We start from the raw sequence: 24816 nt of genomic DNA, 5'->3' as shown, positions 1-24816 counted from the left end.
CAAGTGCCTTTCTCCCCGGCGACAGTCCGAAGTACCTTTCATCGCCCGGTACTGACGTCGTGGCATGAACGTCGGCGCACACGTTTCGATCTCTGGCTCGAGAGTCTCCTCCGATACGGAGACGCCGCCGTACGACGACATCCGAAACGCCGTCTGTCGCCAGGTCGCCTTCGGCGGCAACTGCGGACAGATATTCACCACCTCGCCGCAGGTCTGGGCTCAGCCCGAGATCTCCGAGGAGGCCGCCCTGGGCTTTCGCGAGGAGACGGCGGTGAAACTCGAGGGGCCGTGGGTGATCCACTCCTCGTACCTCGTGAACCTCTGTACGCCTAAAGACGACCTCCGGGCGAAGTCGCTGTCCTCGCTGCAGGCCGAACTCGACGCCGCCGAGAAACTCGGGATCCCCTACGTCAATACCCACCTCGGCGCGCACACCGGGGCAGGCGTCGAGGGCGGGCTGGACAACGCCGCGAGTGCGGTCGACGAGCTGGACGTGCCCGAGAGCGTGACGATCCTGATCGAGTCCGACGCGGGCAGCGGGACGAAACTCGGCGGCGAGTTCGCCCACCTCGCCGAGATCATCGACCGCACGGATACCGAGATCGGGGTCTGTATCGACACCGCCCACACGCTGGTCGCGGGCAACGACCTGACGACCCCGGAAGCGGTCGACGAGACCGTTTCCCGCTTCGACGACATCGTCGGCCTCGAGCATCTCGAGTACATCCACCTCAACGACTCGAAACACGACGTCGGCACGCACAAGGACGAACACGCCCACCTCGGCGAAGGCTACATCGGCGAGGACGGGATGGCCGCGATCATCAACCACCCCGACCTCCGGGACCTGCCCTTCGCCCTCGAGACGCCGACCGAGGATGGGCGCGGGTTCGCCTGGAACATACAGAAAGCGAAAGAGCTCCGCGAGGAAGGCCAAGACTGACCGGAACGACCGAACGCTCCGGCCGTAGATCTCGAGTGTGAACGATCGGACGACCGCAGCCGTTTTCTCGCGACGCTCGAACGTCGAGGTAATGGACGATCCCCGTCTCTCCCGTCGGCAACTACTCGCCGGAGTCGGCAGCGTCGCCTCGGTCGCGACGGTCTCCGGCCTCGCCGCCGGCGCGAGGCAGACGGCGACTCTCCACGTCCGGATCTATCCCGGTCCAACCCCCGAGAACGTCCGGACGGTCCGCGGCTGGTCGTGGGCCCACCTCGAGTCCGCCATCGCCGTCTCCCGTGCACTCGATACGCTCGCGCGGGAGGCCGAGCGGCGGACGGCACTCGAGGGCGTCGACGTCCGCCTCGAGCCGGCTTCCCCCGTCTCCCTCGAGGTCGGCCGGGACGCACAGGAAACCATCCTCGACGCGTTTCGCGAGCGACTCCGGGAACGAAACGCGATCACGGGCGAGTGCTGTCACCTGCTTCTGTGGTGGGACCCGCTCAACTACGACCTGGGTTACGGCGGCGTCCGGTGGCCGAACAGCCACGTCGGCAAAGACGCCGACGAGGGTTCACAGACCGTCGCAAACGTCGGGGCAACGGAGGCCTGGGACTCGCGGGCCGTCACCCGAAACATGGCGATCCACGAGACGTTACACACGTTTCTCGCTCCCGACGTCGTCGACGACGTGATCGATAGCCGATGTGACCACGACCTCGGCAGCGCGACCCGGGTCGGCGAGACGCTTCGAATCTCGCCGATCGCCACCGCCTACGCCGGGCCCGACCGAATCGGCGGCGGCACCCAGTTCCACGGCACCGGCTGTTACGACCACGATTCGTTCTACCGACACGACGGCTACGACGGCGTGAATCGGTGGGAGTACACGACCACGCTCAGCGAGGGCGTCCGGGAAGGCGTCGCCCGCTACCTCGAGCGATACCTCGCCACCGACTAGTGTGGCCGGTGCTTGGCGTCTCCCTCGTCCGCGACGCGATCGTCGTTCGCTCGCCGTTCGCTACTCGGTTCCAAGCGCGGCGGCGATAGACTCGAGTTCTGCCTTCCGGAAGGGACGGTCGACACTGTCCGGATCGTCCTCGTCCAGAACGCCGATTTTCCACAGAATACCCGCACGCATCTGGGGTTTGGATGGACGGTCGGTCGTGTCGATGTCGTAGTCGACGGCGTCACAGATCGCGGCGAGGGCCTCTTTCGTGAAGGCAGTCGACTCGACGCGTTCGTATCTTCCGACAGCCAGGCGAATTTCGTTCCGGAGATCGTCGACAGTTCGTGTCATGGATACGGATACCGTCGATCACCGTTCACTTAAGCGATCACCGTCAGCATCGGTTCACCGTGTGGCCCCACATCGACGGAGATCGACCCGTTTTTACTCGCCACACCCTAACTGCGCCGCGTGCGCGAGTTCTCCGAAGACTACCTGCGACGGACCCGCGAAGGGATGTGGGACGACTCTCAGGCAGCACTCGCCCCCCTCGAGCTCGCCGACCGCGAACGAATTCTCGACGTCGGCTGTGGGACCGGGGAGCTGAGTCGCGTCCTCGAGGCGGCGTCGCCGGCCGAGGTGGTCGGCTGTGACGCCGACCGGGAGTTACTTGAGATCGCCCGCGAGCACGTCCCGGTCCTCGAAGGCGACGCGACTCGGCTGCCGGTCGCCGACGACGCCGTCGACCTCGTCGTCTGCCAGGCGCTTTTGATCAACCTCCCGGATCCCGTCGACGCCCTCGAGGAGTTCGCCCGGGTCTCGACGGAGTTGGTCGCGGCCGTCGAACCCGACAACGGTGCGGTCCGGATCGACTCGAGCGTCCCCGCCGAGGAACGCCTCGAGCGGCGGGCCCGCCGGGCCTACCTCGAGGGCGTCGAGACCGACGTCACGATCGGTTCCGACGCCCGCGAGGCGTTTGAGGCTGCCGGTATCGAGGTACTCGAGACCCGCCGATACGACCACGACCAGACGATCGAACCACCGTACGACGACCACGCGCTGGCAGTCGCAAAGCGGAAGGCGACGGGGGCGGGACTGGCCGACGACCGGGAGACAATGCTCGAGGGGAGTCTCTCGGCCGAGAGCTACGACGACCTCCGGAGCGCCTGGCGCGAGATGGGCCGGGACGTAATCGAGCAGATGCAAGCCGGCGAGTACCGCCGACGCGAAGTCGTTCCCTTCTACGTCACTGTCGGACGGATCCGCAGGTAGCGCCGAAGCGCCACTCGTCGACACAGAACGAGGGCGTTATTGCCGCTTCAGACGTCCCTATCGCGGGCGAATCGTCGCAATCGGCCGCTATCGATCGAGGGTGTCACAGCCCCCGTCAAGTGTTACCTCTGTCTGCGCTAATATCCGAGATTTTCCGGTTAGAGGACCTGAGACCCGCAAACTTTTGTCCATCGGGTCGGTAGCTTCGACCATGGATCGCGACGCAACTCGGCGACGGTTCCTGGCAGGGACGGCAACCGCAGGCGCAGTAACCGTCGCCGGCTGTTTCGGTGGAGAGGGGTCCGACGACGAACCCGGCGACGAACCAGCCGATGGCGGATACGAACTCTGGGCGCTCGATCAGGGTCGAGACAACATCCACTTCTACGAACCGGACGGCGACGACTTCGAACACACCGACACGCTCGACGTGAACGACCTCGAGGGCGTCCCCGACGAAGGGGTCGTCCCACACATGATCGCGTTCAGTTCGGACTACGAGTACGCGGCGGTCGCCTGTACGGCCGGCGCGCGCACGCTCGTCTTCCGGACCGAGGACAAGGAACTCGTTGGCAACCTCGAGACGGGCGCGGGCTCGCACATGGCCGCGTTCTCCCCAGACGACGAGTACGTCCACGTCGACGTGATCGACGAGGAGACGATCGTCCGCGTCGAGGCCGACCTCGAGAACGAAGAGCTCGAAATCGACGACGAACTCTATCTCCCGAATGACGAGACCGTCCAGGAAGCCGGGATCGACTCTGCCGCACCGATCTGTCACATGTTCGACGACCGCGGGCGCTCGGTGCACACGCTGGGACCGAGTTACCACGACGCCGGCCTCGTGATCGTCGACCACGAGGAGTTCACCGTCGACGTGGCACACCCGGGTGAAGAGGTGCCGACGAACTGTGGGACGATGCCCCACCCGACCGACTCGAAGTTCTACCTCACCGCCGGACTCCCCTCTGACCCCGAGGAAGGCGTCGAAGGCGTCGGCGACCTCTACGTCTACGACACCGCCGAGGACGAGGTCATCGAGCACAAGAGCACCCGCGGGATCGACGCCCACGGCTACTGGTACACGCCTGACGGCGAGGAGCTGTGGGTGCTGAACCGCGAGACCAACGACGGCATCGTCGTCGATCCCGGGACCGACGAGATCGTCGAGGAAATAGACGCCTACGGCCCGGCCCAGGACGACGACCCCGCCGAGAGCGACGCGCCAGACATTCTCTGGAGCTCGCCCGACGGCGAGTACATGTTCGTCACGCTCCGTGGTCCCAGCCCGCTGTCGGGTGACCCACACGCCGCCACCGGCGTCACCCCCGGCGTCTCCGTGCTCGATGTCGAGAGCCGCGAGATAGAGACCGTCCTCGAGCCCGACCCGATCGAGGAGTACACCGACGAAGAGATCGAGGACGAGGACACGCCGACGCCGGACTTCCACGGCCTCGGCGTCCGGCCGATCGGCGAGTACGACACCGAGATCGCGACGTCGCCGCCGTTTTGAGGCGAAGTGTGGCGGTCACCGTTGGCTCGTCGATCGCTACCGGACGAGACGAACGTACGGCGCCGCTCGAGGTAATCGACGAGTCGGACGGCCCGACGTCGCCGGTCAGACTCTTGTGAAGATGGACGTACTGGATACCGGTCTCCTCACGCCACGTCTCGAGCACCTGAGCGGCCGTCCGTGTGAAACTCGGCCAGTCCGTCCTCGAGAAGGTCGTCAGCAGTCGCGTCTCGAGTGCCACGGCGAGTCCCCGACCACGGGCCCGGTCACGTGTCGGACGTATGAGTCGACCAGTTCCGCCACAGCGGTCAGTCGTCCGCCTCCGACCGTTCTCGACCGTGTCCGTCGTCACTCCGTCTCCCACCCTCGTCTGTCCCCACCGGCGGCAGGTTCACCTCGGCGGCGGACGACGCCTCGAGGTCGGTTCTTCCCTCGAGCGTCCCCAGCTCGCTGTCGGCTCGCGTGTCCTGGTCGATTCGCATCGAACAAAACTGCGCGCCACACATCGAACAGAAGCGGGCGTCCTCGTCGTTGACCTCCGGAAGCGTCTCGTCGTGGAACGATCGGGCGCGGTCGGGGTCGAGCGCGAGCCGGAACTGCTCGGCCCACTCGAAGTGGTACCGCGCCTCCGAAAGCGCGTCGTCCCAGTCTCGCGCGCCCGGCCGATCGGTCGCCACGTCGCCGGCGTGGGCGGCGATCCGGTAGGCGGCGAGCCCGTCCCGGACGTCCGCCTCGTCTGGCAGCCCGAGGTGTTCTTTGGGGGTGACATAACACAACATCGCGGCTCCTTCCTGTGCCGCGATGGCCGCGCCGATCGAACTCGTGATGTGGTCATAGCCCGGCGCGACGTCGGTCACGAGCGGGCCGAGCACGTAGAAGGGTGCGCCGTCACAGACCTCCTGCTGGCGCTCGACGTTCTCTCCGATCCGATCCATCGGGACGTGGCCCGGCCCTTCGACCATCACCTGGACGCCGTGGTCCCACGCGGTCCGCGTGAGTTGCCCGAGGGTCTCGAGTTCGGCGTACTGGGCCTCGTCACAGGCGTCAGCGAGACAGCCCGGTCGCAAGCTGTCGCCGAGGCTGACCGTGACGTCGTGGACCGCGAAGAGCGCACAGATCTCCTCGAAGGCCTGGAACAGCGGGTTCTGCTCGCCGTGGGCACCCATCCACTTCGCCACGATCGAGCCGCCACGGGAGACGATCCCCGTCTTCCTGTCTTCGGTCAACGGCAGGTGCTCGAGCAGGATGCCGGCGTGGATCGTCATGTAGTCGACGCCCTGTTCGGCCTGTTTCTCGATCACCTCGAGCAGCAAGTCGATCGTCAGCTCCTCGGGACTCCCCGCCCGCTTGACGGCCTCGTAAAGCGGCACCGTCCCGATCGGCACCGGCGAGTGCTCGACGTGTGTCTCTCTGATCCGATCGAGGTCGCTGCCGGTACCGAGATCCATCACCGTGTCTGCGCCGTAGTGGACCGCGGTGTGAAGCTTCTCGAGTTCGGTCTCGAGGTCGCTCGTCGTCTCGCTGTTGCCGATGTTCGCGTTGACCTTCGTCGCGAACTCCCGACCGATGATCATCGGGTCGAGCGACTCGTGGCCGTGGTTCGCCGGAATCACGGCCTGGCCCGCTGCGACCTGCTCGCGGACGAACTCGGGGTCTCGATTCTCTCGTTGTGCGACGCGTTCCATCTCCGCGGTGATCGTGCCCTCACGGGCGGCCTGAAGCTGCGTGTTCGCCATTGATAACTAGGTTATACTACTAGATTATAAACCTGACCTCGAGAACGTGACTGTTCAGCATGGACCAGGTGCCGGTGAGACCGCAAGACGATTCGTACCGAAAGGACCCGACTCGAAGGCACACGAGCGGTGCGAGATTGCAAGGCACAACCGATCCGAGACGTGTCGGAATTCACCAAATATCGACCGTAACGACCGTCACGACCACGAAATAGCCTAAGCGTTTAGGCGAGAAGGTTGTACCCGACGGCGAGTAAGTGACGCCAATGCCCGAGACCGAATCGTCGACGCTAGAGCTAGATACCGTATTCGCGCTCCTGTCCGAATCGCGGCGTCGCTATCTCCTGTATCACTTCCTCGAGAACGACGTCGGCAACGTCGAGAACCTCTCCGCCCGGATCGCCGCCTGGGAGGCCGACTCGTCGGTCAGAGAGGTCGACGAGGACGACCGGCGGGGGGTAGCGGTATCGCTGATCCACAATCACATGCCGAGACTCGCCGATCACGACGTCTTAGAGTACGACGATCGAAACGGCGACGCCGTGACGACGCCGACGTTCGAGAAGCTCCGGCCGTTTCTCGAGCAGGCCAGAGCACAGGAGGGGACGTCGACGGTGCCGGATCGATCACAGCTCTCCGTGCTGTACAGCACGCCGCCACCGGAGCCGTATCCGCCCGAGTCGGGTGAGGCCGATGGCGAGGAACCGGCCTCGCCCGAAGACGACTGATCCGAGAGGACACGTCAGACGGGTCGTGAGTTCGCTGGCACTGACGTACAACGGGCCGTATCAGTCCGCGACGGCTTCGTCGGGTTCGGTCTCGAGCGTCGCTCGCTGGACCCAGAGATCGCCGAACAGTTCGTCCTGCTCGAGTTGCACGCGTCCACGGTGAGAGAGAAAGAGCAAGGCGAGGTAAGTCATCACGCGCGAACCGCCAGCGTCGTCGACTTCGGCGTACAACACCTCCTCACGGCCCCGTTCGTAGTGAGACGAAAGCGCGCGTTCGACGTCTTCGATGACGTCTTCGATCTCTTCGTCGTGAGCGGTGTGGGTGACGTCGTCGGCAGTCGGCTCGTCGTCGATCCGACGGTCGTCGCCGGCACGGTAGTCGAGTTCCTGGACGCCTCGATCGAAGCCACTCGGCGAGTCCCGCGTGTCGTAGCTGCGTGAACGCTTCCAGTGAGAGTCGCGTTCGGCCTCGCGGAGTTCGCGGACGAGCTCGTCGAGCGTCTCGGGCTTTCCGCGCGCTCGCTTGCGCTCGAGACGACGGTCCATCTCCGCCTCGAGGCGCTCGACGGGGTCGAACGCCGGCTCGGCTCCGGTTCCGGTTCCGGCGTCGGCGTCCTCGACGAACGGAGCCTCCCAGGGCGGAAGTTCGTCGTCCGTCTCGTCCTCGTCGCTCGCAAACAGCGCGTCGCCTTTCATCCGCAGGAGGACGCTCGCGTAGAACAGCGCCCGCCCCGACGTCCGGAGGTCTGCGTCCTCGAGCGCCTCGAGGAACTTGTCCGTGACACGGACGACGTCGATGTCCCAGGGGTCGATTTCGCCGTCTTCGGCGAGCTGGACGAGCAGTTCGACGGGTTCGACCTCGGTTTCGACGCCCTCGCGGTCGTCTCCCGCCGAGTCGCCGTCCGCGCCGCCGTCGGCAAACTCGAGGGTCGTCCCGTCCGCTCCCGGCGGCTCCCTGTCCTCGTGGCCGACGATCTCGAGTGGGACGTCCTCGTCAGTCATCCGCGGGCACCCCCTCCTCGCTCAGGTCGATTCCCGTCACGGCCGAGACGTTGTCCCCCTGCATCGTGACGCCGATCGCCCGCTCTGAGCGATCGAGCATCGCCGACCGATGCGAGACCACGACGAACTGGGCTTTCCCCGCGAGGTCGTCGACCATCTCGCCGACGCGTTCGGCGTTGACCGCGTCGAGGAAGGCGTCGACCTCGTCCAAGGCGTAGAACGGAGCCGGGTTGTGTCGCTGGATGGCGAAGATAAACGCGAGTGCGGTCAGGGACTTCTCGCCGCCGGACATCGCGTCCAGACGCTGGATGGGCTTGTCGCCCGGCTGGGCTTTCATCGTCAGTCCACCCTCGAACGGGTCGTCCTCGTCTTCTAGGTGGAGCCGGCCGGTCCCCTCGGAGAGCTGTTCGAAGATCTCCCGGAAGTGGGCGTCGATCGCCTCGTAGGCGTCCATGAACGTCTCTTTTTTCGTGGCCTCGTAGCGGTCGATCCGGTCGCGGATCCCCTCGGCCTCCTCGACGAGCGTCTCCTTCCCGTTCTCGAGCTCTTCGAGTTCCGCCTCGACCTCGTCGTACTCGTCGATCGCGAGCATGTTCACTGGTTCCATCGCATCCATGTCTTCTTCGAGCAGTTCGACGGTCTCACGAACCGTCTCGTGGTCCGGAATCGACTCGGGGTCGTAGTCGCCGACCTCGGACTCGAGCTCGTCGATCTCCCAGGCGAGAGTCTCGGCTCGCTCGCGGGCCGACTCGAGTTCGCTTTCGGTCTTCTCGACGCGCTCTCGTTGCCGGTCGCGGGCGGCTCTTGTGTCTTCGAGTTCGTCCGTGAGCGCGGCTCGTTCGTCTTTGAGTTCCACCAACTCGTCTTCGAGCTCTGCGACGGCCTCGCGTTTCTCGGCGAGTGTCGCCTCGTGGGCGTCGATCTCGGCCTCGTAGGTCTCGATCTGCTCTTGCTGTTCGGCCTTGCGGTTCTGGGCGGTCTCGATCGTCTCGTTGAGCTCTGCGACGGCCTCCTCGGCGTATCGCTTCTCGAGTTCGAGTTCGTTGAGTTCGCCGTCGAGTTCGTCGAGTCGATCCCCGAACTCGTCGATCTCCGCTTCGATCTCCTCGATCTCGGCCGTGAGTTCGGGAATCCGTGAGCTCTCGAGTTCGGCCTCGAGCTCGTCGATAGCCGCTTCGATCTCCTCGATCGTCGCCGTCTTCTCCTCGATCGTCTCCGAGAGATCGGTCATCCGTTCGTCGACGGACTCGCGTTCGTCCCGGAGTTCCTCGAGTTCCGTCTCGAGGTCGTCGATCTCGGCTTCGACGCGCTCGCGTTCGTCGGCGACGCCGTCGATCTCCGTCTCGATCGAGCGGACCGAATCGGCCGCATCCGTCTTCCGGTCGCGGGCGTCCTCGAGACGGCCCTCGAGGTCTCGAAGCTCGTCGGCCAGCGACTCGCGCTCTTCCTGGAGGTCGGTGATCTGCTCGGCGACGCGCTCGAGTTGGCCCCGACCGCTTTTCGTAAACGAGTACCGCGACCCTTTCCGCGAGCCGCCGGTCATCGCGCCGCTTTTCTCGACCAGATCGCCGTCGAGCGTGACCATGCGGTAATCGCCCATGTACGAGCGAGCCGTCTCGAGGTCCTCGACGACGAGGGTGTCCCCGAGGACGTACGAGAAGATGCCGGCGTACTCGTCGTCGAACGCCACGAGATTGTACGCGAAGTCGACGACCCCCGGATCCGCGGGTGCCGAGGGCAGGCCCCGCTCGTGCATCTCGGTCATCGGGAGCACGGTCGCCCGACCGGCGTTGCGGGACTTGAGGTGATCGAGACACTGCTGGCCGACGACGTCGTCTGCGACGACGACGTTCGCGAGTCGGCCGCCCGCGGCGGTCTCGCAGGCGACGGCGTACTCGCCCGGGACCGAGCCGAGCTGGGCGACCGCACCGTGAACGCCGTCGATGCCCGCGTTCAGGATCGTCGTCACCGCCCGACCGAACGAGGAGTCCCCGCTCTCTTCGGCTTTGGCCTCGAGTTCGGCGTACTCGGCCTGTTTCGCCCGGATCTCCTCGTCGAGCTCGTCGACGTCGTCTTGCAGGCGTCGTTTCTTCGCGGTCAGGTCCTCGACCACGCCCGCGATGTTCTCTCTGTTCGTCTCGGCCTTTTCGCGTTCGCGCTCGAGGTCGCGTCGCTGCTCGTCGAGTTCGGGGAGCCGGTCGCATTTCTCCTCGATCGAGGCCTCCGTCTCCTCGATCTCGTTCGACCGCCGGCGTGCCTCGTCGAGTAGCCGGTCCTGTTCGCGCTGGAGGTCGTTTTTCTCGGTCTTGGCCGCCTCGAGGTCGGCTTTCCGATCGGCGAGATCGGCTTTCAGCTCGTCGTACTCGGTGTCGATCGCTGCGAGTTCGGCCTGGAGCTCCTCGAGGTCGGCTTCCCGACCTTGCATCTCGCGTTTGACCGAGGCTTTCTCGAGTTTTCGCTCGCGCATCTCCGTCTCGAGGTCGTCGATCGTCTCCTGTTTGCGGTCGATCTGGACGAACGCCTCCCGGCGTTCGGCGTCCGCTTCCTCGATGCGTTCCTCGGCGGCCTCGATGCGGTCCTCGAGCCGGGAGATCTCGCCTTTGACCTCCTCGATCTCGCCTTTGATCCGGAGCTGTTCGTCCTCGCCTTTGCGTTCGATCTCGGCTCGGAGATCCTCGAGGTCTTCTTGCAGGCGAACGACCGTCCCCTGGCGCTCGTCGAGTTCGCGCTGTAACTCGGCGAGGTCGTCCTCGAGGTCCTCGACTCGCCCCTCGATGCGGTCGCGTTCTTCGCGTTTCTCCTCGAGTTCGCTCGCTTTCAGGTAGCCCTCGTACTCTTCCTTTTCGCGACGGAACCGCCGGTACCGAAGTGCCTCGCGGCGTTCGTCTGCGAGCTGGTCGAGCCGGGTGCGTTTCTCCTCGATGCGCAAGTTCGCCTCTTCGATGCGCTCTTCGACGACGTCGAGTTCCTCGAACGCGTCTTCCTTCTTGGCGTCGAACTCCGCGACGCCGGCGATCTCGTCGACGATCTCCCGGCGGGCGTGTGGCGTCATGTTGATGATCTCGGTGACGTCGCCCTGCATGACGACGTTGTATCCCTCCGGGGTGACGCCCGCTTGCGCGAGCAGGTCCTGGATGTCCGAGAGGTTGACCGAGCGGTCGTTCAGGTAATAATACGAGTAGTAGTTGTCGTCGGTCTCTTTGACCCGCCGGCGGATACGAATCTCGTCGACGCCGCCGACGTCCTCGCTGCCCGCGGCGTTTACCACCTGCGAGCGCTCGAGCGTGCGGTCGGTGTTGTCCAGTGCGACCTCGACGATGGCCTCGCGAGGGCCACCGGATCGGTCGCCGTCTTCGTGTCCAGGGTTGTAGATGAGATCCGTCAGCTTCTCCGCACGAATGCCACGGGTTCGTGCCAGCCCGAGCGCGAACAACACGGCGTCGATGATGTTCGACTTCCCCGAGCCGTTCGGTCCGGTGACGACGGTGAAATCCTCGTAGAACGGAATCTTCGTCTTCCGGCCGAAGCTCTTGAAGTTGTCCAGAACGACTTCCGTGATGTGCATGGCGTTTTCCACTCGTTCGGTCGTGGCTCGTTCGACGCGACGCCTCCCGGGCGGGCCGGAGAGAGCCGCGACCGCGTTACGCGACGATAATGTCGTCGCTACCTGAGTCTTCCGTTTCGTCGCCGGCGTCGTCGTCCGTCTCGGCGTCGTCGTCCGTCTCGGCGTCGTCGTCCGTCTCGGCGTCGTTCGTCGCCTCGGCCGTCGCCTCCGCGACGTCGTCCGGCTCCGCTTCCCGTGTCTGGGCTTCGTTCGAGCGTCTGTCGGGAACGCGCGTCGGCGACTCGGTGTCGAGTTCGGCCTCGAGAACGCGGATCCGTTCTTTGGCCTCGACGAGTTCTTCCGTGAGTCCCGTTACCGTCGACTCGAGTTCCGATACCGCCGTCTCGAGCTCTTCGACGCGGTTTTTCGACATAGGTTCTAGACGTTTTCGCTGACACATAAACGTACGTCAGACATGAATAACCGTTCTGGTACGTCATGGAGGGCCCAGGGCGGTCGAAACGATGTGGGATCCCAGTGGCGCTATCACATCCCGTTACGTTTTACCCCCGCCGGCCCGAATCGAGGCCCAATGACTGCTCAGACCGTCCAGGAGGGCGAGCCCGTGACCGTCATCGGTCTCGAAGTCCACGTCCAGCTGGAGACGGAGACGAAGATCTTCTGTGGCTGCTCGACGGCGCCGACCGACGAACCGAACGAGAACGTCTGTCCGGTCTGTCTCGGCCTGCCCGGAGCCCTCCCCGTGCTCAACGAGGCCGCCGTCGAAGCCGCGGTCAAGATTGGCAAGGCGATCGACGCCGACATCCCCGAAGAGACCCGCTTTCACCGCAAGAACTACTACTATCCCGATCTGCCGAAGAACTTCCAGATTACCCAGTACGACGAGCCGATCTGTGCCGACGGCGACCTCGAGATCAGCGTCGAGGGCGAGCGCCGGACCGTGACGATCGAACGCGCTCACCTGGAGGAAGACCCCGGGAGCCTCCAGCACGTCGGCGGCGGGATCGACACCGCCGACTACACCCTCGTCAACTACAACCGCGCGGGAACGCCGCTGATGGAGATCGTCACCGCACCCGACTTCCGTAGTCCCGCCGAGGTGCGGGCGTTTCTCGCCGAACTCGAGGAAGTGCTCGAGTACCTGGGCGTCTTCGACGCGGAACGGGACGGCAGCCTGCGGGTCGACGCCAACCTCTCGATCGTTCCGGGCGAGGAGGTCGGCGACGGCGGCGAGATCGCCGACGACGTGCTCGCGGACGCAAACCGCACCGAGGTCAAGAACATCTCGAGTCACAAGGGGGCCGAGAAGGCCCTGGCCTACGAGGAGACCCGCCAGAAAAACGCCATCCAGCGCGGTCGGGCGGTCGAACAGGAGACCCGCCACTGGGACGAGTCCCGGGGGATCACGGTCTCGATGCGTTCGAAAGAAGCGGAGAAGGATTACCGCTACTTCGAGGAGGCCGACCTCCCGCCGTTGCAAGTCGCCGACTGGAAAGAAGAGATCGCCATTCCCGAGCTTCCCTCGGCCCGTCGCGAACGCTTCGGCGAGGAGTACGACCTGAGCGAGGAGGCGGCCTCGAAGCTCACCACGACGAAACAGGTCGCGGACTTCTACGAGGACCTCGCCAGCGAGTTCGACCCCGACCTCGCGGCGACGTGGGTCGCAGACGAACTGCTCGGCGAACTCAACTACCGGGACATGGAGATCACGGACGTCGAGGACCGCCTCGCGGAGATCGAGCGGCTGGTCGAACTCGTCGCGAGCGAGGAGATTACGACGAAAAACGCCCGCGAGACCGTTCTCAGAGGAATGCTCGACGACGGCGACGATCCCGATACGGTCGTCGAGCGCGAAGACCTCGGCAAGACCGGCGCGGACGAGGTACAACAGGCCGTCGAGGCGGCCATCGCGGAGAACCCCGACGCTGTCTCCGACTACGAGGCCGGCGAGGACGGTGCGATCAACTTCCTCGTGGGCCAGGTCATGCAAAAGACCGGCGGCAGCGCCGATCCGGGCGACGTGAACGGACTGCTTCGAGAGGAACTCGAGTCCTGACCAGCGGTTAGTCGTCGACGTCGACGCTCTCGCTTTCGCCCGTCTCGGCCGATGTGGGCGGCTCCGGGCCGGACGGCTCGTCCTCGATCACGTCCTCTCGCCAGGTACCCAGCCGGAACCACGCGACGGCGAGGGTGAACGTGAGCGTCGCGCCGATCACGAACGCCCACCAGATGCCGGCGACGCCGAGGTCGATCGCGGCGACGGTGGGGATCGTGACGCCGACGACGGGAACCGTCACGGCGGTAAAGGCGAGCACGAGCGCGACGGGGATCCGGAAGATCCACCGCGAGAGGAAAGAGAGGACCATCGCCTCCCGGGTGTTGCCGGCCCCGCGGAAGGCTCCCTGGAGGACCATGATCCCCGCAAACAGCGCCCAGACGGGCGCGGTGATCCGCAAGAAGAGGACGCCCTCGGCGATCACCGCGGGATCGCCCGAAAAGATCGCGATCGACTGGGCGGGGAACGCGAAGACGACCGCCGCCGCGAGGAGGATCGTCGCCATCGTGCCCGCGGTCGCGACGCGAGCGACGGATTCGGCCCGGTCGGGAATCTCTGCGCCGAGGTTCTGACCGACGCCGGTCGCGGTCGCCTGGCCGACGGCCGCGGCGACGGTCCAGGTGACCGACATCAGCCGGACGCCGATGCCGTAGGCGGCGGTCGGGGCCGCGCCGAAGCGGGCGACGAAGCCGGCCATCGCGACGGACGCGAAGCTGCGCGCCCAGCCGTCTACCGTCGCCGGATAACCGATCGAGAGCAGCTGTCGCTGGATCCCGAGGTCGGGCTGTAAGTCGGCGATCCGCAGGCGGACGCCGAAGCCGCCACGGAGCAGGACGTAGATGCCGGCCGCGACCGCGACCCCACGCGAGATGAAGGTCGCGACGGCCGCCCCCTGGGTTCCCAGCTCGGGGAACGGTCCCCAGCCGAGGATGAAGAACGGATCGATGACGACGTTCAGTCCGGCCGAGAGGACCATCAGCCACATCGCGGTCTTCGTGTCGCCGGCTCCCTGCAGGGACGCCCGGAATGCAAAGAAGAGGAACGTGAAGGGAAGCGCGAGGAAGATGATCTCGATGTAGGCCATCGCCTCGACGTAGACGTCACCGCGAGCGCCGATGAGGGTAAGCAGTGGCCGGCGAAAGTAGAGGCCGATCGCAGCGAGGACACTCGAGACTGCCAGTGTCAGCAGGATCGTCTGGGCGACGACGGTGTCGGCCGCCCGATCGTTCCCCGCGCCGACGTGCTGGGAGACGAGCGCGATCGTCGCGGCCGTGATCCCCATCGCCGTCGAGACGAACATCCACGACAGCGGGAACATCAGCGACACCGCGGCGACGGCCTCGGCGCTCACCCGGCCGACCCAGAACATATCCGCGAGGTTGTAAAACGTCTGGAGCAGGTTGCCAAGCACCAGCGGCCAGGCTAGCTCGAGCAGCTTCGGCGGGATCGCGCCCGTCGTCATGTCGACGCGTTTGCGCTCGGTGTCGGCCACGGATGCGTATGCGTTGGTCGTGCCGGCCGGGGGAAAAGGACTCCCGTTCCGCACGTCGGTTGCCGGGGATCGCTGCCGTTCCGGACGTCGGTGTGGATCGACCGGAGTCGCGGCCGGCGACGCGTTCGTCCCGCGTACCGCGCGCACACCCGCGCTGTCGGTCGATTTCCCCGAAAGGATTATCCGGTCGACCGGCGTAGCCGGCGACGATGACCGGGACTCGCGTAGCGGGGGGTGACCCGTCGTGGAGCTAATTATCACCGAGAAGGACAACGCTGCACGCCGGATCGCCGACATCTTGAGTGGCGACACGTACGACTCGAGTCGCGAGAACGGCGTCAACGTCTACGAGTGGGGCGGCAAGCGCTGTGTCGGGCTGTCGGGTCACGTCGTCGGCGTCGACTTCCCGCCGGAGTACGAAGACTGGCGCGACGTCGAGCCGGTCGAACTCGTCGACGCCGAGATCGAGAAGACGCCCACCAAAGAGGAGATCGTCGCGACGCTGCGGATCCTCGCCCGGAGAGCCGAGACCGTGACGATCGCGACCGACTACGACCGCGAGGGCGAACTCATCGGCAAGGAAGCATACGAGATCGTCCGGGACGTCAACGAGGACGTCCCCATCCGACGAGTCCGGTTCTCCTCGATCACCGAAAACGAGGTCACGAGCGCGTTCGACGAACCCGACGACCTCGACTTCGACCTCGCGGAAGCCGGCGAGGCACGCCAGATCATCGACCTGATCTGGGGGGCCGCGCTCACCCGTTTTCTCTCGCTGTCTGCGGGCCAGCTCGGCGAGGACTTCATCTCGGTCGGCCGGGTCCAGTCGCCGACGCTGAAACTGATCGTCGACCGGGAACGCGAGATCGAGGCGTTCGATCCCGAGGACTACTGGGAGCTGTACGCCGGACTCGCGAAAGACGACGACCGGTTCGACGCCCAGTACTTCTACCGCGACGAGGACGACAACGAGGCCGAACGCGTCTGGGCGGAGGCGACCGCCGAGGACGTCTACGAGACGCTTTCGTCGGCCGCCGAGGCCACCGTCGTCGACGTCACCCGCCGGACCCGCACCGACCGGCCGCCGACGCCGTTTAACACCACCCAGTTCATCCGCGCGGCCGGCGCGATCGGCTTCTCGGCCCAGCGGGCGATGTCCATCGCCGAGGAGCTGTACACCGCCGGCTACATCACCTACCCCCGCACCGACAACACCGTCTACCCCGACGACCTCGATCCCGAGGAACTGCTCGCGGCGTTTACTGCCCACCGCACCTTCGACGACGACGCCGAGTCCCTGCTCGCAGCCGAGGAGATCACCCCCACCGAGGGCGACGAGGAGACGACCGACCACCCGCCGATCCACCCCACGGGCGAGATCCCGGTCCGTGGCACCGACGTCGACGACGACGAGTGGCAGATCTACGAACTCGTCGTCCGGCGCTTCTTCGCGACCGTCGCCGACCCCGCGACGTGGCACCACCTCAAGGTCGTCGCCGAGGTCGAGGACTGCCGGCTCAAGGCAAACGGCAAACGCCTCGTCGAGCCCGGCTACCACGACGTCTACCCCTACTTCAGCACGACCGAGAACTACGTGCCCGACCTCAAGGACGGCGAGGCCGTCGCGATCGAGGACGTCGACCTCGAGGACAAACAGACCCAGCCGCCCCGCCGGTACGGCCAGTCACGACTTATTGAAACTATGGAGGATATTGGGCTGGGAACAAAGTCGACTAGACACAATACGTTGCAAAAACTGTACGATCGTGGCTATATCGAAGACGATCCACCACGACCAACCAAACTCGCGATGGCCGTCGTCGAGGCCGCCGAGGAGTACGCCGACCGGGTCGTCAGCGAGGAGATGACCGCCCAGCTCGAGGCCGACATGGACGCCATCGCCTCCGGCGAGGCGAGTCTCGAGGACGTCACCGACGACTCCCGGGCGATGCTCGAGGAGATCTTCGCCGACCTCGTCGATTCCCGCGAGGAGATCGGCGACCTGCTCCGGAAGTCGCTCAAGGCCGACAAGCGGCTGGGTCCCTGTCCGGAGTGTAGCGAGGACCTGCTCGTCCGGCGCAGCCGCCACGGCTCGTACTTCGTCGGCTGTGACGGCTATCCCGACTGCGAGTTTACCCTCCCGCTGCCCTCGACGGGCAAGCCGCTGATTCTCGAGGAGCAATGCGACGAGCACGACCTCCATCACGTCAAGATGCTCGCCGGCCGACAGACGTTCGTCCACGGCTGTCCGCTCTGTAAGGCCGAGGAAGCCGGCGAGGGGCCGGTTCTCGGGGACTGTCCCGAATGCGGTTCAGAAGAGGGCGCGACGTCGGAGACGTCGCGAGGCGAAGACGGTGAAACCGTCGGAGCAGGCGGAGAGCTCGCTATCAAGACACTCCAGAGCGGCTCCCGACTCGTCGGCTGTACGCGCTACCCCGACTGCGAGTACTCGCTGCCGCTTCCCCGTCGCGGCGAGATCGAGGTCACCGACGAGCACTGTGAGGAACACGAGCTACCCGAACTCGTCGTCCACAACGGCGACGACCCCTGGGAACTGGGCTGTCCGATCTGTAACTATCGGGAGTTTCAGGCCCGCGAGAACGAGTCCGGCACCGATCTCGAGAGCCTCGACGGTATCGGCGCGAAGACGGCCGAAAAGCTCGAGGCGGCCGGCATCGAGAACATCGACGACCTGACCGACGCCGACCCCGAAAGCGTCGCCGAGGACGTCGACGGGATCAGTGCGGACCGGGTTCGAAACTGGCAGGCGAAGGCGTGAGACGCGCCGTCGCATCTGTCGCCGCTGTCGGTGATCTTATATGAAGCCTCGACGATTGTGCCCGTATGACACGAGAGACCGTCGACCTCGAGTGGACAGACGACGTCGCAACCGTTACGATCGACCGGCCGGACCGGTTGAACGCGTTGAATCGCGAGACGCTTTCGGATCTCGAGGACGTACTCGAAGAGACAGATGAGGCACGGGCAGTCGTCGTCACCGGTGCCGGCGACGACGCCTTCGTCGCGGGCGCAGACATCGGCTACATGCAGGATCTCTCGACCCCCGAGGCCCAGGAGTACGCCGAACTCGGCCATCGGGTGTTCGACGCGATCACGACCCACGACGCGCCGGTGATCGCCGCCGTCAACGGCTACGCCTTCGGCGGCGGCTGTGAACTCGCGCTCGCGAGCGATCTCCGCATCGCAAGCGAGAACGCCGTCCTCGGCCAGACCGAGATCGATCTGGGCATCGTTCCCGGCTGGGGTGGCACACAGCGACTCCCCCGGATCGCCAGCGACTCGACGGCCCGGCGGATGGTGTTCCTGGGTGAACGACTCGGCGCCGAAGAGGCCCTCGAGGAGGGGGTCGTCGACGACGTCGTTTCCCAGGACGAACTCGACGAGGTCGTCGCCGAGATGGCAGCCGAGGTTGCGGCCAAACCCACCGCCGCCATGACGGCAGCCAAGGAGGCGCTGAACCAGGCCCACGAGACGTCCCAGGAGGCGGGCCTCGCGTTCGAGCGTCGTCTCTGGAGCGGTCTCTTCGGCACTCACGACCAGCGTGAGGGAATGGCCGCCTTCGTCGAGGATCGGGAGCCGGAGTTCGAGTAAACTACCACGAGATCGAGTGACAATAGACGTTTTTCAGCCGGTTCGTCGAACGTTCGGTGAATCAGCCTTACGAGGACAGTGACCCGAACGCCCTCGACGATAAATTTTATCCTATTTTAAACAATATCTCCTAGTTCGTTTAGTTTTTATAGTCCAAATGGATACAAATACCAGCAACACGCCCAATAGGAGAACGAATGGTCGTATCGGCGCTCGGCGCAATTGGCCTTACCGTTTCACCCGAGAATAATAATGTATCGTATATTAAAGATAGACTCAAAAATATTAAATAGGACTAAATTAATTAGCAGAGTTGCTAATGTCGGGACCGAAATCGACGATAGCACAGCACGAGGTGTCAAATTTCGAAACAAGCGCGAGCTCGTGGATCGCGGCGACGCGAGTCCTCGTCGGACTCCTGTTGCTCTATGAGTTGGCGTTCGGCGGCTGGTGGAAGTTAAACAGTGACTGGATCGGATTCAGCGCAGGCGGACCGCTTGCCGACCGGGCAGCGCGTGCGGTCTCCGATGGGACCTACGTCTGGTACGCGGCCGTTCTCGAGGCGGTCGTGATTCCACACGCCTGGTTCTGGAGCAATCTGGCGCTGTTGCTCCAGCTGTCGTTCGGGGTCGCACTCTTGGTTGGATTCTGGACGCGTCCGGCAGCGATCGTCGGTCTGTTGTACTTCCTGCCGGTATTCAACATGGGGACGATCCGGACCTCGCCCACCTTCGGGGTGGCGATTGCCTTCCTGCTCGTCGCCAACGCGGGCTATCACTACGGGCTCGACGGCTGGATTAGCCGACAGTCGGGCGCGTGGGCGCGACGGTCCGATCGAATCGCCTCGGTCGGCTCGATCCCCCGGTCGTGGTACCCACCGATCGCTGCCATTGCGTCTCTCGTCGGGCTCTACTATCTGCTGACGATTCCCGAGCGGGGCTATACGTTTGCCGACGGGCTGGCACTCGTCGGCGTCGAACTGGCGCTGCTGAGTGCGATCGTCGCCGGTGGCTTCGTGCTCGCGTACCGCGGGGGCGACCCGACGGCGATCGCCGCGGACGGGCTGCGGGTCTTTATCGGCTACCGGCTGCTTCACGAGGTGTTCGTCCGCGTCGAGCCCGGCGTCAATACGCTGCCCGGCTGGGCCCCCCTCGAGCTTCAGGAGGCGGTGTTCACCGATATCGCAGCCGCCCACGTCACGCCCGTCGCGGCGGTTATCGAGACCGTCGTTCTCCCGGCCCTGCCCGTCTGGGTGGGCGTCTTCGCGGCCGTCCAGACGGCGGCCGGTATCGCGCTGTTCGTCGGCTACCGGACGCGTCTGTTCGGATCGGTCGCGGTCGGCTACCTGACCGTGTTGATCGCGCTCGGACTCGTGCGGTTGGCTCCGCTGTTACTGATGAGTGCGGTCGCTGCGGCTGCCCTCGGCGGCCGCCACGCGAGCCTCGATGCGGTCAGCGGACGGTCACAGGCTCCCGCGTCGGTCACGCTTTCCCAACAGATGGCAGGCTCGGTCCCGACGTGGCACGCACTCGGACTCGTGGCGGTCGTGCTCGTCGCGAGCGGACTCGTCCTCGGCGTCGAGCCGAGCGGATACGGCGCGACGACCGGACCGATCAGCCTGGTCATGGTCGGGTTTGCAGTCATCACGCTCGCCGTTGGACTCCGCGAACTCGAGGATTCGGGGCCAGCGTCCTCCCTCGACGACTAATCATCGGTCGAGAATCCGGGGTCGCTAGTACCGTTCCAAGCGTCGACTGATGAGTGAAACCGGTCAACCGCACTCGGTTTCACCCATCAGTTCAGGCTTTGAACGCCACTAGTTCCAAGATGGTTCCCCACCACGGTTCGACCGTGACCGACGACCGCGAACGCTGGAACGAGAAGTACAGCAGCGACGACCAGTTCGAGCTCCCCGAGGATCCGATTCCCGAACTCGAGCGTCGGATCGACACGCTTCCCGACGGTCGCGCCTTAGACGTCGCGACCGGCACCGGGCGCAACGCGATCTGCCTCGCTACACAGGGGTACGACGTCGAGGCCGTCGACGTCTCCGACGAGGCCCTCGAGCGGGCCCGGCGCTGGGCCGACGAGCGCGACGCCGACGTCGAGTGGATTCGGGCCGACCTCACCGACCCCGACTCCGGGTTCGACCTCGAGGCCGACGCCTACGACCTGATCACCGTGAGCTTCTTCGCCGCGCTCGATCTCTTGCCGGACCTCAAGGAGGCGCTCGCGCCGGGTGGCGTGTTGGTCTACGAACACCACCTCCGCTCGAGCGAGCCGGTCGAGATCGGCCCCTCGAGCGACCGACATCGGTATCGCTCGAACGACCTGCTACGGGCGTGTCTGGATCTGACGATCCTCACCTACGAGGAGCGCCGTTGTGCGGTCAACGACGGCACCGCCGCCGTGATGACGCTGGTCGCGCGCAACTCGAGTGGCGGAGCCCAGTCGTATCCCGACCTGTCCCGAGAGAGAACGTAACGGAGTCCGAAGATCGTTCGACGGCGGTGGATTGATGGCCTCCCCGGACGACGCGGGTCGTATGGAGACGATCCGGGTCCTGCAGGTCGACGCCTTCACCGACGAGCCGCTCTCGGGCAACCCCGCCGGCGTAGTGCCCGACGCCGACGACCTCACCGACGACCAGATGGGCGCGATCGCCCGCGAACTGGCCGTCAGCGAGACCGCCTTCCTGCGCTCGAGCGACGCGGCAGACCGCCGGGTTCGGTACTTTACGCCGAACCAGGAGATCGACCGCTGTGGACACGCGACGATCGGCGCGCTCGCCCACCTCCACGCGGAAGGCGATCTCGAGGCCGGCACCACGACGCTCGAGACGAACGTGGGAATCGTAGAGATCGAGATCGAAGACGACGGCACGGTCTGGATGACGCAGAATCGGCCGACGATCCGCGAGGTCGACGTCGGCTACGACCGGGTCGCCGAGGCCGTCGGCGTCGAGCAGGCGGCACTCGAGGGAGCCAGCGCGGATCTGCCGCTTGCAGTATCCTCGACCGGCCTCCCGTTTCTGATGGTTCCCGTCACGTACCTCGCCGACGTCGGCAACGCCGAGCCGGATCCGGCCGCGATCGAAACCCTCTCTGAAACCGTCGACGCGACCGGGCTCTATCTCTTTACGTTCGACACGCTCGAGGCCGACTCGACCCTTCACGGGCGGATGTTCGCGCCCGGTGTGGGTGTGCCAGAAGATCCGGTCACGGGGACGGCAAGCGGTGCCGTCGGCGCGTATCTGACCCGTTATGGCGCACTCGAGGGCGAGGGTCAGGACGGTGCCGACGCGAACGAGTCGGCCACCGAACTGCGACTCGAGCAGGGTCACTACCTCGACCGGCCGGGAACCGTCCGAGTGCGAGTCGGCGGCGAGGTCAGCGTCGGCGGCCGCGGCGTTATCGTCCTCGACGGACGACTGATCGTGCCGGCCGCCGAAGACGAAGCCATTCTCGAAGCGTGAAACGATCTGATAACACACGAACGCACGGGATTTCAGGAATTAACCCGTATTCGAGTGAGAAATATTGAGCGGCGGTCGCAAGGTTCTTTATCCGGATTGCACTCCATCCACATACAGATGGCTGTACTCTGGCTGGACGAGATCGGGGCCGACGACCTCGAGACGGTCGGCGGCAAAGGCGCATCCCTGGGCGAGCTTACGGGGGCGGGATTGCCCGTCCCGCCCGGGTTCGTGGTCACGGCCGGGACCTATCGCACGTTCATCGAAGAAGCCGAGATCGACGAGGAGCTGTTCGCGGCCGTCGACGTCGACGTCGACGACTCGAAGGCGCTGTCGGCGGCGGCCGATCGCGCCCAGCAGCTCATCGAGGAGACACCCTTTCCCGAGGCGTTACGCGAGGAGATCCTCGAGGCGTACCGCGAGGTCGGCGACGGCGAGGCGTTCGTCGCCGTGCGCTCGTCGGCGACCGCCGAGGACCTGCCGGACGCCTCCTTCGCCGGCCAGCAGGAGACGTTTCTCAACGTCACCGAGGACGATCTGCTCGATCGGGTCCGGCAGTGTTGGGCGTCGCTGTTTACCCAGCGGGCGATCTACTACCGCAACGAGCAGGGTTTCGACCACGACGCCGTCAACATCGCGGTCGTCGTCCAGCAGATGGTCGAGGCCGAGAAATCCGGCGTAATGTTCACCAGCCACCCCTCGACGGGCGAGCCGACGATGATCCTCGAAGCCGCGTGGGGACTCGGTGAGGCGGTCGTCTCCGGTGCCGTCTCGCCGGACAACTACGTCGTCTCCCGCGAGGACGGGAGCGTCGACGTCACCGTCGCCGACAAGAAGGTGATGCACGTCAAAGACGAGGAAACCGGTGCGACCGTCGAACGCGAGGTTCCCGAGGAGAGACGCGACGAGCGCGTGCTCAGCGACGACGAGATCGAAGCCCTCGTCGAACTCGGCGAACTCGTCGAGGACCACTACGACGAACCCCAGGACGTCGAGTGGGCGATCGCCGACAGCGACGAGCGAAGCTCATCCGGCAGCCGGCTGCAATTCGGCGACGGCGACGTCTACATGCTCCAATCTCGCCCGATCACGACGATCAGCGACCAGGACGAAGCCGCAGCCGACGCAGGGGCGGTCGACGCCGCCGAGGGCCTCACCGACGGGGCCGGCACGGCGACCGCCGAGTCGGGTGGGGACGGCACGGGCAACGTCATCGTCAACGGTCTGGGCTCGAGCCCGGGAGCGGTAACGGGACCGGCACGGATCGTCGGCAAGCTCGACGAGCTCGACAAGGTCGGCGAGGGCGACATCATCGTCACCGAGATGACGACGCCGGATATGGTGCCTGCGATGAAACGAGCCGCCGGCATTGTCACCGACGAAGGCGGGATGACGAGCCACGCCGCGATCGTCTCCCGGGAACTCGGTGTGCCGGCCGTCGTCGGCGCGGGAACCGCGACGGAGGTCCTCACCGACGGCCAGATCGTCACCCTCGACGGCGACAAAGGCGCAATCCGCGAGGGAGCCGACGTGAGCGACACCGGCCACGATCCGGTCGAGGAGGTCCGGCCCGAGTCGCCGGTCAAGCCGATGACCGCGACCGAGGTCAAAGTCAACGTCTCGATCCCCGAGGCCGCCCAGCGGGCGGCAGCGACGGGAGCCGACGGCGTTGGCCTCCTGCGGACGGAGCACATGATCCTCTCGCAGGACAAAACGCCCGAGCGGATCATCGAGACCGAGGGCGTAGACGCCTACGTGAGCGAACTCGTCGACGGCGTCCGCGAGGTCGCAGACGAGTTCTACCCACGACCGGTCCGCGTGCGCACGCTCGATGCCCCCACCGACGAGTTCCGCCAGCTCGAGGGTGGCGAAGACGAACCCGACGAACACAACCCGATGCTCGGCTACCGTGGCATTCGGCGCAGCCTCGACAAACCCGACGTCTTCGCCCACGAACTCGAAGCGTTCGGCCGGCTCTACGAGATGGGCTATGACAACGTCGAGATCATGTTCCCGCTGGTCAACGACGCCGAGGACGTCTACCGCGCAAAGGAACTACTGAAAGAGTCGGGCATCGATCCCGCAAAACGCAGCTGGGGCGTGATGATCGAGACTCCTGCCGCGGCACTCGGCGTCGAGGAGATGGCCGAGGCAGGCATCGACTTCGCCTCGTTCGGGACGAACGACCTCACCCAGTACACGCTGGCGGTCGATCGCAACAACGAGAACGTCGCCGACCGTTTCGACGAACTCCACCCTGCCGTCCTCGCGCTGATCGGCGACGTCATCGAGACCTGCCGCGAGCACGACGTCGACACGAGCATCTGTGGCCAGGCCGGCTCGAAACCCGAGATGGTCCGGTTCCTCGTCAACGAGGGCGTCAGCTCGATCTCCGCGAACATCGACGCGGTTCGTGACGTCCAACACGAGGTCAAACGCGTCGAACAGAAACTGTTGCTCGACTCCGTCCGGTAGT

Annotated in this window: 18 protein-coding genes; 12 read left to right on the top strand and 6 right to left on the bottom strand. The window is 65.4% G+C overall.

What is annotated here, in order from left to right:
* Positions 1-64 precede the first annotated feature (64 nt).
* Both QQ977_RS09735 and QQ977_RS09730 read left to right on the top strand, forming a co-directional pair.
* Positions 65-943, top strand: coding sequence for a deoxyribonuclease IV (locus tag QQ977_RS09735; protein WP_285925532.1), 879 nt, complete (start codon positions 65-67; stop codon positions 941-943).
* Positions 944-1034: 91 nt separating this feature from the next.
* Positions 1035-1901 carry a hypothetical protein gene (locus QQ977_RS09730; protein WP_285925531.1) on the top strand — a complete coding sequence of 289 codons (867 nt, stop codon included), beginning with the start codon at positions 1035-1037 and terminating at the stop codon, positions 1899-1901.
* Between the two features lie 60 nt (positions 1902-1961).
* On the opposite strand, the gene QQ977_RS09725 is transcribed toward QQ977_RS09730, so the two are convergent.
* Entirely contained in the window at positions 1962-2240 is a 279-nt protein-coding gene (locus QQ977_RS09725; RefSeq protein WP_285925530.1) for a hypothetical protein, read from the bottom strand.
* 120 nt (positions 2241-2360) lie between these two features.
* Here QQ977_RS09725 and QQ977_RS09720 point away from each other — a divergent pair, with 120 nt between their 5' ends.
* Positions 2361-3161: a class I SAM-dependent methyltransferase gene (locus QQ977_RS09720; protein WP_285925529.1), complete on the top strand. Its 801-nt coding sequence runs from the start codon at positions 2361-2363 to the stop codon at positions 3159-3161.
* Between the two features lie 211 nt (positions 3162-3372).
* A complete protein-coding gene (locus QQ977_RS09715) occupies positions 3373-4674 on the top strand; it encodes a YncE family protein (protein WP_285925528.1) in 1302 nt (433 codons plus the stop codon).
* Between the two features lie 308 nt (positions 4675-4982).
* On the opposite strand, the gene thiC is transcribed toward QQ977_RS09715, so the two are convergent.
* Positions 4983-6410, bottom strand: coding sequence for a phosphomethylpyrimidine synthase ThiC (thiC, locus tag QQ977_RS09710; RefSeq protein WP_285925527.1), 1428 nt, complete (start codon positions 6408-6410; stop codon positions 4983-4985).
* 266 nt (positions 6411-6676) lie between these two features.
* Here thiC and QQ977_RS09705 point away from each other — a divergent pair, with 266 nt between their 5' ends.
* On the top strand, positions 6677-7138 hold the full coding sequence (locus QQ977_RS09705) for a DUF7344 domain-containing protein (RefSeq protein WP_285925523.1): 462 nt from the start codon (positions 6677-6679) through the stop codon (positions 7136-7138).
* 60 nt (positions 7139-7198) lie between these two features.
* On the opposite strand, the gene QQ977_RS09700 is transcribed toward QQ977_RS09705, so the two are convergent.
* The 3 genes from QQ977_RS09700 to QQ977_RS09690 form a co-directional block, all read right to left on the bottom strand.
* A complete protein-coding gene (locus tag QQ977_RS09700) occupies positions 7199-8140 on the bottom strand; it encodes a segregation and condensation protein A (protein ID WP_285925522.1) in 942 nt (313 codons plus the stop codon).
* Positions 8133-11705, bottom strand: a complete 3573-nt coding sequence (gene smc / locus QQ977_RS09695) for a chromosome segregation protein SMC (RefSeq protein WP_285925521.1) — start codon at positions 11703-11705, stop codon at positions 8133-8135. The genes QQ977_RS09700 and smc overlap by 8 nt, the downstream gene beginning before the upstream one ends.
* Positions 11706-11781: 76 nt before the next feature.
* The gene (locus tag QQ977_RS09690; RefSeq protein WP_285925520.1) at positions 11782-12117 is read right to left on the bottom strand and encodes a DUF7518 family protein; all 336 of its coding nucleotides are present in this window, start codon (positions 12115-12117) and stop codon (positions 11782-11784) included.
* 159 nt (positions 12118-12276) lie between these two features.
* On the opposite strand from QQ977_RS09690, the gene gatB reads away from it, so the two are divergent.
* Positions 12277-13761, top strand: a complete 1485-nt coding sequence (gene gatB, locus QQ977_RS09685) for an Asp-tRNA(Asn)/Glu-tRNA(Gln) amidotransferase subunit GatB (RefSeq protein WP_285925519.1) — start codon at positions 12277-12279, stop codon at positions 13759-13761.
* 7 nt (positions 13762-13768) lie between these two features.
* Here the strand turns inward: gatB and QQ977_RS09680 are convergent, their stop codons facing one another.
* Positions 13769-15223 (bottom strand): MATE family efflux transporter, encoded by a 1455-nt coding sequence (locus tag QQ977_RS09680; protein ID WP_285928697.1) that lies wholly within the window; start codon positions 15221-15223, stop codon positions 13769-13771.
* Between the two features lie 274 nt (positions 15224-15497).
* Between QQ977_RS09680 and QQ977_RS09675 the strand changes: the two genes are divergently transcribed.
* The 6 genes from QQ977_RS09675 (at position 15498) to ppsA (ending at position 24815) form a co-directional block, all read left to right on the top strand.
* Positions 15498-18032 carry a DNA topoisomerase I gene (locus QQ977_RS09675; RefSeq protein ID WP_285925518.1) on the top strand — a complete coding sequence of 845 codons (2535 nt, stop codon included), beginning with the start codon at positions 15498-15500 and terminating at the stop codon, positions 18030-18032.
* 65 nt (positions 18033-18097) lie between these two features.
* A complete protein-coding gene (locus QQ977_RS09670; RefSeq protein ID WP_285925516.1) occupies positions 18098-18865 on the top strand; it encodes an enoyl-CoA hydratase-related protein in 768 nt (255 codons plus the stop codon).
* A 319-nt stretch (positions 18866-19184) separates the two neighbouring features.
* Positions 19185-20573 (top strand): DoxX family membrane protein, encoded by a 1389-nt coding sequence (locus tag QQ977_RS09665; protein ID WP_285925515.1) that lies wholly within the window; start codon positions 19185-19187, stop codon positions 20571-20573.
* A gap of 143 nt (positions 20574-20716) precedes the next feature.
* The gene (locus QQ977_RS09660) at positions 20717-21349 is read left to right on the top strand and encodes a class I SAM-dependent methyltransferase (protein WP_285925513.1); all 633 of its coding nucleotides are present in this window, start codon (positions 20717-20719) and stop codon (positions 21347-21349) included.
* Positions 21350-21410: 61 nt separating this feature from the next.
* Positions 21411-22340: a PhzF family phenazine biosynthesis protein gene (locus QQ977_RS09655; RefSeq protein WP_285925512.1), complete on the top strand. Its 930-nt coding sequence runs from the start codon at positions 21411-21413 to the stop codon at positions 22338-22340.
* Between the two features lie 117 nt (positions 22341-22457).
* Positions 22458-24815: a phosphoenolpyruvate synthase gene (gene ppsA / locus QQ977_RS09650; protein ID WP_285925511.1), complete on the top strand. Its 2358-nt coding sequence runs from the start codon at positions 22458-22460 to the stop codon at positions 24813-24815.
* Position 24816 lies beyond the last annotated feature (1 nt).

It is taken from the genome of Natrialbaceae archaeon AArc-T1-2, from assembly GCF_030273315.1.
GTDB lineage: Archaea > Halobacteriota > Halobacteria > Halobacteriales > Natrialbaceae > Tc-Br11-E2g1.
This window is presented reverse-complemented; position numbering and strand designations above follow the sequence as displayed.

What these genes read in the sequence shown, in the direction of transcription:
- QQ977_RS09735 (WP_285925532.1), top strand. Translation starts at nt 65, where the DNA reads ATGAACGTCGGCGCACACGTTTCGATCTCTGGCTCGAGAGTCTCCTCC.
- QQ977_RS09730 (WP_285925531.1), top strand. Translation starts at nt 1,035, where the DNA reads ATGGACGATCCCCGTCTCTCCCGTCGGCAACTACTCGCCGGAGTCGGC.
- QQ977_RS09725 (WP_285925530.1), bottom strand. Translation starts at nt 2,240, where the DNA reads ATGACACGAACTGTCGACGATCTCCGGAACGAAATTCGCCTGGCTGTC.
- QQ977_RS09715 (WP_285925528.1), top strand. Translation starts at nt 3,373, where the DNA reads ATGGATCGCGACGCAACTCGGCGACGGTTCCTGGCAGGGACGGCAACC.
- thiC (WP_285925527.1), bottom strand. Translation starts at nt 6,410, where the DNA reads ATGGCGAACACGCAGCTTCAGGCCGCCCGTGAGGGCACGATCACCGCG.
- QQ977_RS09705 (WP_285925523.1), top strand. Translation starts at nt 6,677, where the DNA reads ATGCCCGAGACCGAATCGTCGACGCTAGAGCTAGATACCGTATTCGCG.
- QQ977_RS09700 (WP_285925522.1), bottom strand. Translation starts at nt 8,140, where the DNA reads ATGACTGACGAGGACGTCCCACTCGAGATCGTCGGCCACGAGGACAGG.
- smc (WP_285925521.1), bottom strand. Translation starts at nt 11,705, where the DNA reads ATGCACATCACGGAAGTCGTTCTGGACAACTTCAAGAGCTTCGGCCGG.
- QQ977_RS09690 (WP_285925520.1), bottom strand. Translation starts at nt 12,117, where the DNA reads ATGTCGAAAAACCGCGTCGAAGAGCTCGAGACGGCGGTATCGGAACTC.
- gatB (WP_285925519.1), top strand. Translation starts at nt 12,277, where the DNA reads ATGACTGCTCAGACCGTCCAGGAGGGCGAGCCCGTGACCGTCATCGGT.
- QQ977_RS09680 (WP_285928697.1), bottom strand. Translation starts at nt 15,223, where the DNA reads ATGACGACGGGCGCGATCCCGCCGAAGCTGCTCGAGCTAGCCTGGCCG.
- QQ977_RS09670 (WP_285925516.1), top strand. Translation starts at nt 18,098, where the DNA reads ATGACACGAGAGACCGTCGACCTCGAGTGGACAGACGACGTCGCAACC.
- QQ977_RS09665 (WP_285925515.1), top strand. Translation starts at nt 19,185, where the DNA reads ATGTCGGGACCGAAATCGACGATAGCACAGCACGAGGTGTCAAATTTC.
- QQ977_RS09655 (WP_285925512.1), top strand. Translation starts at nt 21,411, where the DNA reads ATGGAGACGATCCGGGTCCTGCAGGTCGACGCCTTCACCGACGAGCCG.
- ppsA (WP_285925511.1), top strand. Translation starts at nt 22,458, where the DNA reads ATGGCTGTACTCTGGCTGGACGAGATCGGGGCCGACGACCTCGAGACG.